Annotated in this window: 15 protein-coding genes and 1 pseudogene; 11 read left to right on the top strand and 5 right to left on the bottom strand. The window is 67.8% G+C overall.

Annotated elements, in window-relative coordinates; translation table 11 throughout:
- Positions 1-11 precede the first annotated feature (11 nt).
- Positions 12-2627, bottom strand: a complete 2616-nt coding sequence (locus AB0M65_RS22260; RefSeq protein WP_364030454.1) for an EAL domain-containing protein — start codon at positions 2625-2627, stop codon at positions 12-14.
- A gap of 279 nt (positions 2628-2906) precedes the next feature.
- Here AB0M65_RS22260 and AB0M65_RS22255 point away from each other — a divergent pair, with 279 nt between their 5' ends.
- From AB0M65_RS22255 to AB0M65_RS22230, 6 genes and pseudogenes are all read left to right on the top strand, one after another.
- The gene (locus AB0M65_RS22255; protein WP_364030451.1) at positions 2907-3845 is read left to right on the top strand and encodes a GNAT family N-acetyltransferase; all 939 of its coding nucleotides are present in this window, start codon (positions 2907-2909) and stop codon (positions 3843-3845) included.
- Between the two features lie 37 nt (positions 3846-3882).
- Positions 3883-4731, top strand: a complete 849-nt coding sequence (locus AB0M65_RS22250) for an SAM-dependent methyltransferase (RefSeq protein WP_364030448.1) — start codon at positions 3883-3885, stop codon at positions 4729-4731.
- 343 nt (positions 4732-5074) lie between these two features.
- Positions 5075-7525, top strand: coding sequence for an endopeptidase La (lon, locus tag AB0M65_RS22245; RefSeq protein WP_364030445.1), 2451 nt, complete (start codon positions 5075-5077; stop codon positions 7523-7525).
- A 171-nt stretch (positions 7526-7696) separates the two neighbouring features.
- On the top strand, positions 7697-7897 hold the full coding sequence (locus AB0M65_RS22240; protein ID WP_364030442.1) for a hypothetical protein: 201 nt from the start codon (positions 7697-7699) through the stop codon (positions 7895-7897).
- Positions 7894-8394 (top strand): helix-turn-helix transcriptional regulator, encoded by a 501-nt coding sequence (locus AB0M65_RS22235; RefSeq protein ID WP_364030439.1) that lies wholly within the window; start codon positions 7894-7896, stop codon positions 8392-8394. The genes AB0M65_RS22240 and AB0M65_RS22235 overlap by 4 nt, the downstream gene beginning before the upstream one ends.
- Positions 8395-9553, top strand: a pseudogene (locus AB0M65_RS22230) (alkaline phosphatase PhoX).
- A 76-nt stretch (positions 9554-9629) separates the two neighbouring features.
- Here the strand turns inward: AB0M65_RS22230 and AB0M65_RS22225 are convergent.
- Entirely contained in the window at positions 9630-10280 is a 651-nt protein-coding gene (locus tag AB0M65_RS22225; RefSeq protein WP_364030436.1) for a DedA family protein, read from the bottom strand.
- Positions 10281-10415: 135 nt separating this feature from the next.
- On the opposite strand from AB0M65_RS22225, the gene AB0M65_RS22220 reads away from it, so the two are divergent.
- The 4 genes from AB0M65_RS22220 to AB0M65_RS22205 are packed head-to-tail and all read left to right on the top strand — an operon-like array spanning position 10416 to position 12922.
- A complete protein-coding gene (locus tag AB0M65_RS22220; RefSeq protein WP_364030433.1) occupies positions 10416-11567 on the top strand; it encodes a sensor histidine kinase in 1152 nt (383 codons plus the stop codon).
- Positions 11558-12202, top strand: coding sequence for a response regulator transcription factor (locus AB0M65_RS22215; RefSeq protein WP_364030430.1), 645 nt, complete (start codon positions 11558-11560; stop codon positions 12200-12202). The genes AB0M65_RS22220 and AB0M65_RS22215 overlap by 10 nt, the downstream gene beginning before the upstream one ends.
- 43 nt (positions 12203-12245) lie before the next feature.
- Entirely contained in the window at positions 12246-12536 is a 291-nt protein-coding gene (locus AB0M65_RS22210) for a metalloregulator ArsR/SmtB family transcription factor (protein WP_364030427.1), read from the top strand.
- Positions 12533-12922, top strand: a complete 390-nt coding sequence (locus AB0M65_RS22205; protein WP_364030424.1) for a VOC family protein — start codon at positions 12533-12535, stop codon at positions 12920-12922. Before AB0M65_RS22210 ends, AB0M65_RS22205 begins: the two co-directional genes overlap by 4 nt.
- A 61-nt stretch (positions 12923-12983) precedes the next feature.
- Here AB0M65_RS22205 and AB0M65_RS22200 read toward each other — a convergent pair whose 3' ends face one another.
- Both AB0M65_RS22200 and AB0M65_RS22195 read right to left on the bottom strand, forming a co-directional pair.
- Positions 12984-13364 carry a VOC family protein gene (locus tag AB0M65_RS22200; protein WP_364030421.1) on the bottom strand — a complete coding sequence of 127 codons (381 nt, stop codon included), beginning with the start codon at positions 13362-13364 and terminating at the stop codon, positions 12984-12986.
- 47 nt (positions 13365-13411) lie between these two features.
- Positions 13412-13561: a hypothetical protein gene (locus AB0M65_RS22195; protein ID WP_364030418.1), complete on the bottom strand. Its 150-nt coding sequence runs from the start codon at positions 13559-13561 to the stop codon at positions 13412-13414.
- A gap of 95 nt (positions 13562-13656) precedes the next feature.
- On the opposite strand from AB0M65_RS22195, the gene AB0M65_RS22190 reads away from it, so the two are divergent.
- Positions 13657-14295 (top strand): TetR family transcriptional regulator, encoded by a 639-nt coding sequence (locus AB0M65_RS22190; protein WP_364030415.1) that lies wholly within the window; start codon positions 13657-13659, stop codon positions 14293-14295.
- 75 nt (positions 14296-14370) lie between these two features.
- Here AB0M65_RS22190 and AB0M65_RS22185 read toward each other — a convergent pair whose 3' ends face one another.
- The gene (locus tag AB0M65_RS22185) at positions 14371-15450 is read right to left on the bottom strand and encodes a GNAT family N-acetyltransferase (protein WP_364030412.1); all 1080 of its coding nucleotides are present in this window, start codon (positions 15448-15450) and stop codon (positions 14371-14373) included.
- Between the last annotated feature and the right edge of the window lie 82 nt (positions 15451-15532).

Raw genomic sequence — 15532 nt, 5'->3', positions numbered from 1 at the left:
ACCGCGAAACCTCAGGTCAGCAGGGTCAAGACGGTCTCCTGGTGTCGCCCAGGCGAGCGAGCCGTGCGAGCCTGCAGCCACGCCTCCAGGCGATCCTCCGGCAACGGCCGCGAGATGAGGTAACCCTGTGCCACGTCACATCCCATCGCTTCGAGCTGATCCCTCGCGACGTCTTCCTCGACACCTTCCGCGACGACCGTGAGACCGAGCGAGTGGCCCAGCTCGACGATGGAGCGCACGACGGCGAGGTCGCCGAGGTCGGTTCCCATGCCGAGGACGAAGCTCTTGTCGATCTTGACCTGATCGACCGGGAGCTGCCGCAGGTAGGCCAGCGACGAGTAGCCGGTGCCGAAGTCGTCGACGGCGAGCACGATGCCCAGCGAGTGCAGTTCGCGCAGGATCGGCAGCGCCTTCTGCGGGTCGGACATCACACCGGATTCGGTCAGCTCGAAGGTGAGCAGCTCGGGCGGGATGCCGAAGCGGTCGAGTTCGCGGGCGACCTTCGTCGGGAAGTCCTCGTCGGCCAGGTTCCGTACCGACAGGTTGACCGCCGCCGAGATGCGCAGGCCCTCGTCGAGCCACTTCCGGACGCGCTTCAGCGATTCTTCGAGCACGAAGGACGTGAGGACGCCGATGAGGCCGGCCGCTTCGATCGCCGGGACGAACTCGTCCGGGCCGAGCCTGCCGAACTCGGGGTGCACCCAGCGCACCAGCGCCTCGACACCCTGGATCTGCCGGTTCGGCAAGGTGATCTTGGGCTGGTAGTGGACGCTGAGCTGGCCTTCTTCGAGCGACTGCCGGAACTGCGTGACCATCTGGAACCGGCGCATGAAGATCTGGCCCATGCTGGCCATGTAGCCGCGGACCTCTTCACCGCCCTTGGTCGCACGCACGGCGACGTCGGCGCGCTGCAGGAGACCGTCGACGTCGACCTGGTCGTCGTCGTCCGCCGAAGAGGTCGCGTAGCCGATCATCGCGTTGGCTTCGACGGACAGCCGGTCCACCGGGTATGGGGCGACGAGTTCCGCGCGAAGCAGTTCCGCCGCGGCCTGTGCGCGTTCCGGTGCGCAGCCGACGAGGAGTGCCGCGAAGGACGCGCCTTCGAGCCTGGCGAGCGGGACGTCGGGGCCGAGCGCGTCGCGGATACGACGTCCGGCGGCGATGACCATCCGGTCCGCCCAGACATAGCCCAGTGCGTCGCTGACGGTGGAGAACACGTCCAGATCGACCCGGAGCACGACGGCGTTGACCTGTTCCCGCAACGGTTCCTTGGCCACCTGGCGGAAGCCGGGCCGGTTGAGCAGGCCGGTCAGCGGATCGTGGTAGGCGTCGTGGCGCAGGGTCGCGAGCAGGCGCCGGTTGTCCAGCGACGTCGCGAGGTGGCTGGCCATCGTGCCGAGCAGCTGGACGTCGTATTTGCCGAAACCACGCCAGCGGGAAAGCCTGTCGTGCGCTTCCACGACGCCGAGGAGCTGGTTGGCGCTGCGCAACGGAACCACCAGCGCCTCTTGCGCGCCGCGGTCGAGCAACGCGGACCGGACGTCGGGATTCGCTTCGGTGATCCGGAAATGCCGGACGTGCGCGCCGGGCAGGCGCAGCAACGGATCGTCGGCGGCCGGGTCGGCCGGCGGGAGTTCGTCACCCGCGACGACCATCCGCATGGTGTCCTTGGGTTCCAGCCGCAGCCGGAGCACGACGCGGCCGGCGGCGAGCTGGTCCTTGATGCGTTCGGCGATGGTCGCCCACTCACGGACGTCCACACCGCCGACGAGTTCGTCGGCGCGACCGGCGGGCCGGGCGGCGGCCTGCTGACCGGATCGCGCGACCATCAGGCTGACGTCGGACAGCGCTTCCATGTCGCGTTGCTCGCGCAGCAGATCCGAGTAGGCCCAGTACAACGCGGTGAGGCCGAGGAAGACCGCCAGCACGAGCGGCCAGGCCTTCGGCGTGCTGGAAATGACCAGGTAGCCGGAAAGTCCGACCGAGGCGTTGACGAAACCGACGACGAGGATGCGGCCGGTCAGCCGGATCGCGGTACTCACCCGCATCCGGCGGCGCAGCACGCGGACGGCGGCGAGCGCGAGCAGCGTGCTCACCAGCGGCGCGGTCAAAGTGCCTGCCAGCGCGGCGATCCACGTCATGTCCTGCGCGCCGGAGGCCTGTTTCACCAGTCCTGCCACGGCGAACGCGCCGGTGATCTCCAGCAGGAACGCGCCGGCGTTGTAGAGGACACGGCCCGCGACCTTGCGTGCCAGCAGGGTTCCGATGCCCGCCGCGAGATGCGCGGCGAGGACGACTTCGAAGGGAGCGACGAAGAATCCGATGACCAGCGGGATCTCGGTGAACGAGATCGTCCAGGAGATGCCGCTGCGGACGTCGACGTTGATCCCGAGTTGTTCGGCCAGCAGGAAGGCGAGCGCGAGGATCGGCCCGATCCACAACAGATCGTCCGAGGCCTCGAAGTCCAGCCACAGGCTGACCGCGGCGGCCGCGGCGATGCCCATGGTGAGTACCGCGAAGGTGTAGACGCGGAACCGTCGCTCGTCGGTTCGAGCTTCCGTAACGGCGCCTCCCTTGCCCGGTGCCGCCTGTGCGGCGCTCACGGGCCTGCCGTTCGTGTCCGGCATCCGACCTTCCTTCCCGGCTGCCCAACCGGTCTTGTCCTACCGCGACCTCGGGACAGGGGCAATACAGTACCCCGGAGGGCGTACCCAAGTCCCATTCGAGACAGTATGAGATCACCCCAGGGTTAACAATGGCCTCGCCGCGCTGACCTGCGTGGACCACGGGGTGAAATGGGAGCGTTATTCGCGTTCCTTCCGACTACCGGAAGTCACCTGGGGCCATGCCGCGGCCAATCTCGTGAAGTTCCCCGCGGACCCGTCAGTAGGGGTTTGAATAGGGCTATGAATAGCCACGCGATCGCTGCCGGACATGCCGAGCGGCTCGCCACTGTGGACGCCTTGCTCCCGGAAATGCCTGCACTGGAGCCTGTCGAGGGTGCCGCGTCACTCTCCGCGACAGCCGGCGACTCCGCCGCCGCCGGTTTGTCGGTACGTACCGAAGCGGGCCCTGATTCTGTTGACTCTCCGTGGCGGGCGCTCGTCGAACATCGCCTCGAAGCCAGACTCACCGGCCCCCGCCCCGAAGCGGCCCTTGACGCATTACTCACCCGATGGGATGAACATCTGAAGACGGTGGCGCCACCGGGAGATGTCGAAACGGCGGCGACCGTGGTGCGGCCCAGCCGCGATTCGCCGGGTTCGGCCGAATTACTGCACCGCGGATTCGCTCCGGTGCTGGTGATCGCGGTCCGCCCGGCCGATCGGCTCGCCGCGACGGGGCGGCCCGCGACGCCCGGAGTGCACATCCGGCCCGCCGAAGCGGATGATCTCGAAACCGCCGTCGGACTCGAGCTGGAATTGCAGCGTTATGACGCGCAGTTCGGTTCTGTCACGTTGCGCGAGGGCGCGAAGGAAGCGATCACGGCGGACCTGTCGAAAGAACTCGGACGGGAAAACCCCACGCTGTGGATCGCGGAGCTGTACGGACGCGCGCTGGGCATGGTCCGGGTGCAGTTCCCCGACGACACATCGTGGATCCGCGGCCGGGTCGCCGCCGACCGCGTCGGCTATCTGTCTTCGCTGGCGGTGGCCGAAGCGGCGCGATCGAGCGGTGTGGGTTCCGCGCTCGCCGCGCACGCGCACCAGGTGTTCGACGAATGCGGGACCGAGGCCGTGCTGCTGCACCACGCGCCGGCCAATCCGCGCTCGACGCCGTTCTGGTACGCGCAGGGCTACCGGCCGCTCTGGACGTACTGGCGGCGGCGCCCCGCGGTGCCGTGATCTCGCTAGGCTGATCTTCGAAGATCAGGGGGTTTCTGTGACCAGGGACGATGACGCGGCCCCGGTGGCGCCGACCGGGGTCGACACCGAAAAGCCGTCCGCGGCGAGAATCTACGACTGGTATCTCGGCGGGACCCACAACTGGGCTGTCGACCGCGAGTTCGCCCGCAAACTGGAAGAGCAGTGGCGCTGGGTCAAACCCGGGGCGCGGCACAACCGCGAGTTCATGAACCGCGTCGTGCGCGCGGCACTGAAGGCGGGGATCCGGCAGTTCATCGATCTGGGGTCCGGTGTCCCGACAGCCGGGAACGTGCACGAGATCGTCCAGGAGGAACTGGAGCCGGGCGATCAAGCGAAGGTCGTGTACGTCGACTACGAGCCTGTCGCGGTGGCGCACGCGGAGCTGATCCTCGAACGGCACGAGGCGACCGACTGGGCCGGGATCATCCAGGCGGACATGCGGCGGCCGAGGGAGATCCTGCGGCATCCGGAGACACGGCGGCTGATCGACTTCGAGCAGCCGGTCTGCCTGCTGCTGATGGCCGTCCTGCATTTCGCCGGGCCGCACGACGATCCGCCGTCGCTGGTCGCGACCTACCGGAACGCGCTGGCGCCGGGCAGCTGGCTGGGGCTTTCGCATATGAGCTTCGGCGGCCAGACCGGCAAGGACGCCGACGGGCTCCGCTGGATGGTCGAGCAGTACCGGAAGACGAGCAATCCCGTGTGGATGCGAGACCGCGAAGAGTTCGAACCCCTCTTCGGGGACTGGACGCTTCTGGAGCCCGGCGTCGTCCACCTGCCCGACTGGCGGCCCGTCCGTGAGCTCCGGCGGGACGAGGAAGGCGCCCGGCCGTTCGCCTGGTGCGGGGTCGCCACCCACCCCTGACGTCCGACCTCTGGTCCAGGGCACTCGCCTTTAGCGGGCTAAACGCGCTGCGTCGGGGCCCTGGCCGGGACAGAGGTCAGAGCAGTGGGCGTGGGTGTCCTGAAGGCCTCCTTTGGGACGTTCAACGTCTCAAAGGAGGCCTTTGTGACGCCCGGGCACCTCAGAGATCCGACCTCTGGTCCAGGGCACTCGCGTTTAGCGGGCTAAACGCGCTGCGTCGGGGCCCTGGGCGGAGCAGAGGTCGGAGCGGAGGGTCGATCGCTCACGGCGAACAACGAAAGGAAACAAACGGGTCGATCGGAGAGTTGAGCTAGTCAGACTCAACTAACCGAGGAGTGCACAGATGACCGACAACCGCCTCCTGCCCGTTCTCCCGCTCGATGACGACGTCGTGCTGCCGGGCATGATCGTCCCGCTCGACCTCGCCGACACGGAGACGCGTGCCGCGGTGGAGTCCGCCCAGGCCAACACGCCTGCCCAGGCTTCCTTCCCGGGGATCCGGTCCGGCGCCGGCGCCAAGGCCGAGGTCCTGATCGTCACCCGCGTCCACGGCGAGTACGCCGAACTCGGCACCATCGCGACCGTCGAGCGCATCGGTCGCGTGCCGGGTGGCAAGACGGCGGTGCTGTTGCGCGGTACCCGCCGCGCCGTGGTCGGCCGCATCGCCGACGGCCCCGGCGCCGCCCGCTGGGTGCACGCCGAAGCCGCCACCGAGACCACCGACGACCGGTCCGCGAAGCTCGCGTCGGAGTACAAGAGCGTCGTCCTCGCGATCCTCCAGCAGCGTGGCGGCTGGCAGATGATCGACGCCGTCCAGGAGGTCGAGGACCCGTCCGCGCTCGCCGACCTCGCGGGCAACTCGTCGTACCTGAACACCGAGCAGAAGCTCGAACTGCTGACCGCGCTCGACGTTTCGGCCCGCCTCGAAAAGGCTCTCGAATGGAGCCGCGAGCAGCTCGCCGAGCTGGAGGTCACCGACACCATCCGCAAGGACGTCCAGGAGGGCATGGAGAAGCAGCAGAAGGAGTTCCTGCTGCGCCGCCAGCTCGAAGCGATCCGCAAGGAGCTGGGCGAACTCGACGGCACCGCCAACGACGACGACTACCGTGCCCGCGTCGAGGCCGCCGAACTGCCGGACGCGGTCAAGAAGGCCGCACTGTCCGAAGTGGACAAACTGGAGCGGACCTCCGAGCAGTCCCCCGAGGGCGGCTGGATCCGCACATGGCTGGATACCGTCCTCGAACTGCCGTGGAACGAGCGCACCACCGACGTCCACGACATCGCCGCCGCGCGTGACATCCTCGACGCCGATCACGCCGGTCTCGACGACGTGAAGGAACGCATCATCGAGTACTTGGCCGTGCGCAAGCGGCGCGCCGAATCGGGTTTGGGCCCGGTCGGCGGACGCCGTGGGATCGGGGCAGGGCGAAGCTCCGTTGAGGGTGGTGGTGGGCGAGGGGCAGGCACGGTACTGGCGCTCGCCGGTCCTCCCGGGGTCGGCAAGACGTCGCTCGGCGAGTCCGTGGCGAAGGCGATGGGCCGCAAGTTCGTCCGTGTCGCGCTCGGCGGCATCCGTGACGAGGCCGAGATCCGCGGTCACCGCCGCACCTACGTCGGCGCGCTGCCCGGCCGGATCGTCCGCGCCATCAAGGAAGCGGGCTCGATGAACCCGGTCGTGCTGCTCGACGAGATCGACAAGGTCGGCGCCGACTACCGCGGCGATCCGACGGCGGCACTGCTGGAGGTGCTGGACCCGGAGCAGAACCACACGTTCCGCGATCACTACCTCGAGGTCGAGCTGGACCTGTCCGACGTCGTGTTCCTCGCGACGGCGAACGCGCTCGAAACCATCCCCGGCCCGCTGCTGGACCGGATGGAGCTGGTCACCCTCGACGGCTACACCGAGCACGAGAAGGTCATCATCGCCCGCGATCACCTGCTCCCCCGCGAGCTGGAACGCGCCGGTATCGACAAGGGCGACGTCACGCTGACGGATGACGCGTTCAGCCGGATCGCCGCCGAGTACACGCGGGAAGCCGGGGTGCGCAACGCGAACCGGACCATCGCGAAGGTGCTGCGAAAGGTGGCCACCAAGGTCGCGCTGGACGAGGTCGAGCTGCCGCTGATCATCGACGCCGACGGGCTCGAGACCTACCTCGGCCGCCCGCGGCACCTGCCGGAGTCCTCGCTGCCCGCGTCGACGCAGCGTACGTCGATCCCCGGCGTGGCGACCGGTCTGGCGGTGACCGGCGCAGGCGGTGATGTCCTCTACATCGAGGCGTCGCTGGCGGATCCCGAATCCGGCTCGACCGGGCTGTCAGTGACCGGTCAGCTGGGCGAGGTGATGAAGGAGTCGGTGCAGATCGCGCTCTCGTACCTGCGTTCGCACGGCGCGGAGCTGGAACTGCCGGTCGGCGACCTGAAGGACCGCGGCATCCACGTGCACGTCCCGGCCGGCGCGGTCCCCAAGGACGGCCCGAGTGCCGGCATCACGATGACGACCGCGCTGGCGTCCCTGCTTTCGGGCCGGGTCGTGCGATCGGACGTCGCGATGACCGGTGAGGTGTCGCTGACCGGGCGTGTGCTGCCGATCGGCGGGGTCAAGCAGAAGCTGCTGGCCGCGCACCGGGCGGGGATGAAGACGGTGATCATCCCGCAGCGCAACGAGCCGGATCTCGACGACGTCCCGGCCGAGGTGCTGGCACAACTGGACGTCCACGCCGTGGCCAACGTCCGTGACGTGCTGGACATCGCGCTGGCCCCGGCGACGGCTCCGGTCGCCCAAGCGGCGTAACGACGCGAGGCCGAGGCCCCGGATCCTGATCAGGGATCCGGGGCCTCCGGCATTCCGGGATCCGGACGGATCCGGACATTAATCAGCCTTAAACTTTATATCACGGTTTGATAACGTAGATTCCGTGCCACCCCGCCGGGTGCGGCCACCGAGCCTGGAGAGGGCAAGGTCATGAGTCACGGAATCCTGTACCCCCTGTGGCCGAGGCGCACGTGCGTTTCGGCCGGTCAGATCGTCTGTCTGAGCATTCTCGCCGCATTCACCACGGTGCTGACCTTCGCCGGTACGAGCGCGCCGATCGCGGCGGGGATCGCGGTCACCCTGCTCGGCGCCGTTCTCCGCCAATCCACGTCCGCGCGAGCACGTCGATGAACACGGAATCGGCTTTCATGGCGCATTTGCGCGAACTCCGCGACCGAAGCGGCCTCAGCATCCGCGCGCTGGCCGCCGCGACCGGTCAGTCACGCAGCACCCTTGCCGACACCTTGGCCCGGAACACCTTGCCCAGCAACGAAAACCAGATGAGAGTCCTGCTTCGCGCGTTACTCCGGGCCGTTCCCGGGGAGCCGGGACTCGACGACCAACTCACCGCCTGGCGTCACCTGATCGGACGCCGCCACCACCGCAATGGAGGCTGTGCCCCGCTCGACCGGATACTCCTCGCCATCGACATCGCGGAACAACGTGGCGGAGACGAAGCTCCGGGGCTGCGCAAAGCGAAGGAAATCGTGCTGAGCGAAGGTTTCCTGCGAAAGTTGTCTTCTCGCGGTGAATACGCCGCGAATTCACCTGGAAGTCCCGTTCCACCCGTAACCTCCGATCCGCTCCTTTCCCGCACCACCACTTCAGCGGATGTCTTGGAGGCATGAGTGAAGCGACGGAACTTCCTGCGCGCGGCCGTGGTCGGCGCCGGTGTCACGGCGTTCGGCAACCGGCTTTCGGGGGCGGCTTTGGCCGCGCCCGCGCAAAACGGACCCAGCCCGTACGGCGCACTCCAGGCGGCCGACGCCAACGGGATCCAATTGCCCGCGGGATTCACCAGCCGCGTCATCGCACGCTCCGGCCAGAAGGTCGCGAGCACCGGCTACACCTGGCACAGCGCCCCCGACGGCGGCGCGGTCTTCGCCGACGGCAGCGGCTGGATCTACGTGTCGAACTCCGAGATCAACCCTGGCGGCGGCGCGAGTGCGGTCAAATTCGACGCGAGCGGGACCATCACCGGCGCCCACCGCGTCCTCGCCAACACCAGGCAGAACTGCGCGGGCGGCAAAACCCCTTGGGGTACCTGGCTTTCCTGTGAGGAGATCGATCTCGGCTTCGTCTACGAATGCCAGCCGAACGGTCCGGCGTCGGCGGCGGTCCAGCGGCCCGCGATGGGGAAGTTCAAGCACGAGGCCGCCGCGGCCGACCCGGTGCGCAAGGTCGTCTATCTGACCGAGGACACCACGGACGGCTGCTTCTACCGCTTCGTCCCGACGACTTGGGGTGACCTCGCCGCCGGGACGCTGCAGGTGCTGAAGGCCGGCTCGGCGACGTCGGGCAGCTTCACCTGGGCGAACGTGCCCGATCCGGACGGCTCCCCCACGGCCACCCGCGACCAGGTGTCCGGCGCGAAGCGGTTCACCGGCGGCGAAGGCCTGCACTACGCCAACGACACCGCTTGGTTCACCACCAAGGGTGACAACCGCGTCTGGCAGCTCAACCTGACGAACAGCACCTACGAACTCGCCTACGACGACTCGCTGGTCAGCCCCGGTTCGGCGCCGCTGACCGGGGTCGACAACGTCACCGGCACCTCGTCGGGTGACCTGTTCGTCGCCGAGGACGGCGGGAACATGGAGATCTGCGTCATCACGCCGAACGACATCGTGGCGCCCTTCCTGCGTATCTCCGGCCAGAGCTCGTCCGAGATCTGCGGGCCCGCGTTCACCCCGGCGGGGAACCGGCTGTACTTCTCGTCGCAGCGCGGCACTTCCGGCTCGTCCTGGCGGGATCACCTACGAGGTGACCGGGCCTTTCCGCTCCTGAGCCCGCGTGAAGGCACCCTTCCCTCGGCCATGGTTTGAGTGACCAGCCGAGGGAAGGGGGCCTTCACGCGCGTTCGTCAAGCGTTGGTGCGGGACTTCTCGCGAAGGCGGCTGAAGACGAAGAGGGACAGCGCGATCACGACGGCCGCGATCACGAAGTACTGGAAGAACCCGGCGTACTCCTCGACCAGATGCCAGCTCTCCCCCAGCCCGTACCCGGCAAGGACGAACACGGTGTTCCAGATCAGGCTGCCCACCGTGGTCAGTGCCAGGAACCGCCAGAACGGCATCCGCTCGATCCCGGCGGGCAGCGAGATGAGACTGCGGAAGATCGGCACCATCCGGCCGAGGAACACCGCCTTCGCGCCGTGCTTCTGGAACCAGGCCTCGGTCTTGTCGAAATCGGAGGCCTTGACCAGCGGGATCTTCGCCATCCAGCGGCGGGTGCGGTCGCGGCCGAGCAGCAGGCCGAGGTAGTACACGATGATCGCGCCCGCCACCGAGCCGAAGGTCGTCCACACCAGCGCTTCGACCAGGGTGAACGTCCCCTGGCTGGCGGAAAACCCGGCGAGCGGCAGCACCAGTTCGCTGGGGATCGGCGGGAACAGGTTGTCCAGCCCGACGATGATCGCGGCGCCCGGACCTCCCAGTGAGTCCATCAGTGACACAGCCCAGCCGGCGAGGCCACCCATCGGTGCGTTGGCGGCTTCGGCGAGGAGGAGGTTCATGGCGGCCTTTCGTGGTCGTCTGCTGACGCCAACGAACGTACGAATTGCCCGGGTTCCACACCCTGCGGTGAAGCGGCACAGATCACTGCGGAAAACCGCAATACCAACCTCCGGATACCCCGCTAACCTGGCGTTATGCCTGTTCCGTCCGCTGTGCGGCGCCAGCTGCGCAAGGTGCTCCGCGCCACGCTGGGGCTGGCGATCGGCGCCGCGACCGCGTTCGCGGAGTTCTTCTACGTCCTCCTCGGCGGCATCGCCCTCGCCATCCCCGCGCTGCGGCCACCGGTGTTCGCGGGCGCCCGTGCACTGTCCGAAGTAGAGCGACGGCGGCTGGAGAAGTACCTCGGCGCCGAAAACGCGCTCGCCTGCAGCGGACACCGCGCGATGGCCTATCTCGTCCCGCGTTGTGTCGTCGGCCTGCTCGGCGCCGGGATCTTCATCCTGATCCTGTTCGGCGCCGGATCCGGCGCGATCATCTTCTATCAGCTCCTCAACGGCCAGTCGCCCGGCGGCGGGGCTCCTGCGGACTGGTACGACTTCGTCACCACCGGCCTCTTCGGCGCGTTGCTCATCTTCCTTGCCGTCCAAGGGCTCATCGGGATCGCGACACTGGAACGCAAGCTGGCGGGGCGCTTTTTCGGGCCTAGTAAACAGGAACAGCTGCGGCGCCGGGTCTCCGAGCTGGCGACCAGCCGCGCCGAAGTGGTCGAGGCGGTCAACGGTGAACGCCGCCGGATCGAACGGGATCTGCACGATGGCGTCCAGCAGCGGCTCGTCGCGCTCGGCATGCTGCTCGGCAGGGCACGCCGCAGCGACGATCCGGAGCACGCGTCGGATCTCCTCCGGCAGGCGCACGAGGAATCCCAGCGCGCCCTGCACGACCTGCGGGAAGTGTCGTGGCGCGTGTACCCGATCGCGCTGGACTCCGACGGGCTGCACCCCGCGCTGGAGGCACTCGCGGAACGCTCCGGCGTCCCCATTCATCTGCGCGTCGACCTGCCGGAACGTCCTCCGGCGGCTATCGAGACCGTCGTGTACTTCGTGGCGTCGGAGTCGGTCACCAATACGATCAAGCACGCCGCGGCGACGCGGATCGACATCGAGGCCGAGCGGGACGAGGACAGGGTGCGGGTGCGGATCACCGATGACGGCACCGGTGGGGCGCGGGCGTCCGGGGGCGGTCTTTCCGGCCTCGCGCGGAGGGTCGCGGCGGCGGACGGGGAGTTCACTGTGGACAGTCCGCTCGGTGGCCCGACCGTGGTGACGGCGGTGCTGCCGTGCGAGTGATCCTCGCCGAGGACTCGACCCTGCTGCGGGAAGGCCTGGTCCGGCTGCTGCTCGAAGAGGGACACGACGTCGTGGCGTCGGTCGGTGACGGTGAGGCACTCCTCTCGACGACGGCGGCGTATCAGCCGGACGTGATCGTCACCGACGTCCGCATGCCGCCGACCCACACCGACGAAGGCCTCCGCGCGGCGCTCGAAATCCGTCGCCGGTGGCCGGAAATCGGCGTGCTCGTGCTCTCGCAGTACGTCGAGAAGCGCTATGCCGCCGAGCTGATCACCGGTGACGGCGAACGCGTCGGCTATCTCCTGAAGGACCGGGTCGCCCAGGTGGGCGAATTCCTGGACGCGCTCGACCGGGTGGCCGCGGGTGGGGCGGCGTTCGACCCGGAGGTCGTCCGGCGGCTGCTAGCGAGGACCACGCACACCGACCCGCTCGCGAAGCTGACCCCTCGCGAACGTGAAGTGCTGGAGAAGATGGCGCAGGGCCACACGAACGCCGGGATCGCCGAGTCACTGTACGTGTCGCAGAGCGCCATCGAGAAGCACGTGAACGCGATCTTCGACAAGCTCGGGCTGGCCACTATCGCCGGGTACAGCCGTCGCGTGCTGGCGATCCTGCGCTACCTGGGCTCCTGACCCCGGCTTGACAGGCAAGTGATGACTTGCCTATAACTGCGGTGTGGACGTTGACCTGTTCAAGGCCATCGGCGACGCGACGCGGCGCACCATCCTCGACGAGCTGACCGAAAAGGACGGTCAGACGCTGTTCGAGATCTGCGGCAGGCTGACCATGAAGCACGGCTTGTCCTCTACGCGCCAGGCCATTTCGCAGCACCTCGCGGTGCTCGAACAGGCAGGACTGGTGCACACCCGGCGGCAGGGCCGGTACAAGTTCCACCACCTCGACACGAGCCCGCTGCGCTCCATCGTCGAGCGGTGGCCCCTCGACCGAAAGGAACCGAACCCGTGATCCGCATCAACATCACCAGCGTCTTCGTCGACGACCAGGCCAAGGCACTCGCCTTCTACACCGAAAAACTGGGGTTCATCAAGAAGAACGACGTGCCCACCGGCGCCGCCCGCTGGCTCACCGTGGTCTCGCCCGCCAATCCGGACGGCGTCGAACTGCTGCTGGAGCCCGACGGCCACCCCGCGGCGGGCCCGTTCAAGAAAGCGCTGGCCGCCGACGGCATCCCGTTCACCCAGTTCGCCGTCGACGACGTGTATGCCGAGGTCGAGCGGCTCAAGGGACTGGGCGTCGAGTTCACCCAGGACGCCGTCGACATGGGCCCGGTGGTCACCGCCGTCTTCGACGACACCTGCGGCAACCTGATCCAGCTCGCCGCCATGAAGTAGCAGGACACCGAAAAGCGGGACTGGAGTCCTTTGTGGACTCCAGTCCCGCTTCGGCGTTTCCCTACTGCTGCACCCATTCCACGAGTTCCACCGGCACGCCGTTCGGGTCGGTGACCATGAAGAGGCGCTCTCCCCACGACTCTTCCCGCAGCGGCAACGTGATCTCGACGCCTTCATCGCGCAGGCGCTTCTCCTCGGCTTCGAGGTTCTCGACCGTGAAGGCCACGATCACACCGGACGCGCGCTGCTGCCGCAGGTTCTCCGGCAGGACCTCGATCCCCGCCTGAAGCAGGACGATGGCCACCTTCGCGGTTTCATGCCCGAGGGAGACGAAACCCTCCGCGGCCATCTGCTCGGTGAAGCCGAAGTGCTCGGTGAAGAAGCGGCTGGAAGCGGCGACGTCGTCGACGGTCAGCGAAACGGTGGAGGCAAGGACGTTCATGGGCTATCCCCTTCGGTCGGCTTTGAGTTTTCGGAAGCGCTGATCGGTCAGTACGACCGGCGACGCGGGACGCCGATCGAGCGCCGCGCCGGCATCGAGCGGCCGGGGAACGGCTGCTGTTGCTGATGGCGGCGGTCGTCCCGGCGAGCCTGGGCGCGGTTGGTGCCTTCGTTGCCTTGGGGGATTCGAGCGGTCAAGGAGCCTCTTCTCTCGATTCGGTAGTACGGACGTAAGTTTACACTCGAACTACCAGACGTCAAGAGTATTTTTACGACGGTGGTAAAGTTCGCTCATGACCAGCACGGATGTGGGCCTACGGGAGCTCAAGAAGCAGGAGACGCGACAGCTGATCTCCGACCAGGCGACGCTCCTCTTCATCGAGAAGGGCTTCGAGGAGACGACGATCGCCGAGATCGCCGCGGCCGCGAGGGTCGCGAAGAAGACCGTCACCAACTACTTCGCGCGCAAAGAGGACCTGGCCCTTGACCAGCACGAAGAGTTCACGAACGGGCTGGCGAACGCGGTCGGCTCCAGGAAGACGGGTGAATCGGCGCTGGCCGCGCTACGGCGTACTTTCCTGGACGCGGTGGCGGAGCACTCGCCCGTGATCGGCTTCACCGGGCCGGACTTCGCGAAAATGGTGCTGGAGAGCCCGACCCTGACCGCACGGCTACGCGAACTGCACGACCTGCGGGAGGGAGCACTCGCCGAACTCCTCGCGACCGAGACCCACGCCGAGGCGGACGACGTCACCCCGATCATGGCGGCCGCCGAACTCAACGCGATCGACCGCGTCCTGTTCCGCGAGGTCCTCCGGCGGTCGTATGCCGGCGAAAGCGACGACAAGATCGCCGAAGCGCTGACGAAGGCGGCTCAGCGAGCTTTCGACCTGCTGGAACCGTCCTTCGGCGACTACGCGATCCGCGAGTAGGTCAGCGCTTCTTCGAGGCCATCACGGCCGCGACGATCGCGGCGACGATGAAGACGATCGCCAGCAGGAAGATGATCAGGTGCCACGGCTGGATCGCGAACATGGGGAGCATCCTAGGGTTCGCACGTAAAGGAGCATGTCGCGCGCGGTGCCGCCGATCTCCTGATGGGCGGGCAGCAGCCCTTCGCGTCGGTAACCCGCCTTCTCGGCCGCGCGGATCGAGCCGCGGTTCCACGGCTCGATGTACAGCTCGATCCGCTCCACACCCGGCACCGTCCCAGCGAACTCGGTGATCGCTTTGAGCGCGTCGGCCGCGAAGCCGCGACGGCGATGCTCGGGCGAGACCGAGTAGCCCATGATCCCGATGCCTTCGGACAGTTTCCGCAGCCACAGCCCGATCGTCCCGACCGCCGTCCCGTCCGCGGTGATCACGAAGGGGAAGCCTCGGCCCTCGGCGTGGTGAGTCCGCTGTCGCGCTATCCAGGCTTCGGCTTCCTGCCTGCTCGGATGCGCGGGAAGGCTGCCGATGAGCGGCACATACGGATCCTCGCCGAGTTCGAGAGCGAGATGGACGTCGGCTTCGGTGAACTCGCGGAGGACGACGGATCCGTGTGCCGGTGGTGTCGCGGGCCAGGGCGCGGTCTGCGGAGCTCCGCCGTCCGGGACTTCTATCCAGAACCGATCCTCACCTTTGGCTCGACCGTCCGGCACTCCGCCGTTGGCCAGAATGGTCCGGCGGGAAGCCGCGTTGCCGACGGCACAGGTGAGCAGAACCCGGCGGAGGCCGAGGCGACGGCATTCGGCAAGCCCCGCGCTCAGCATCCGGGTGCCGTGACCCTTCCCTCGCCACGGACTCGCGATGCTGTACCCGATGTGGCCTCCCGCTTCGGCCAGTGCCGGGGTCAGCTCGTGTCGGATCACGAGTTCGCCAAGGTAATGCGGGCCGGAGACGTACCAGAAGATCGTGGCGGGAACTCCCCAGCGCAGCAGCACTCCTTGCTGCTCGGCGACGAACTGCCCGAAGTTCGCGGTGGCGCGTTCCAGCAGTCTCGTCTCACCGCCATCGGCTCCGCGGTCGGCGAGCTCGCCGTCCAGCCACGACTGGCGGACCCTTGTCGTCGGCGGCAGGAGCCGAGGCGGTTCGATCAGTCGCATCACGTCAGCGTGCGACCGTCCCGGCCGGACGGCAACACCTTTTCGACGGGGACACTACAAGAGCGGCCCCGTGACCTGGTCT

Origin of the sequence: Amycolatopsis sp. NPDC051071 (assembly GCF_040682875.1) — a bacterium.
Classification (GTDB): Bacteria; Actinomycetota; Actinomycetes; order Mycobacteriales; family Pseudonocardiaceae; genus Amycolatopsis.
This window is presented reverse-complemented; position numbering and strand designations above follow the sequence as displayed.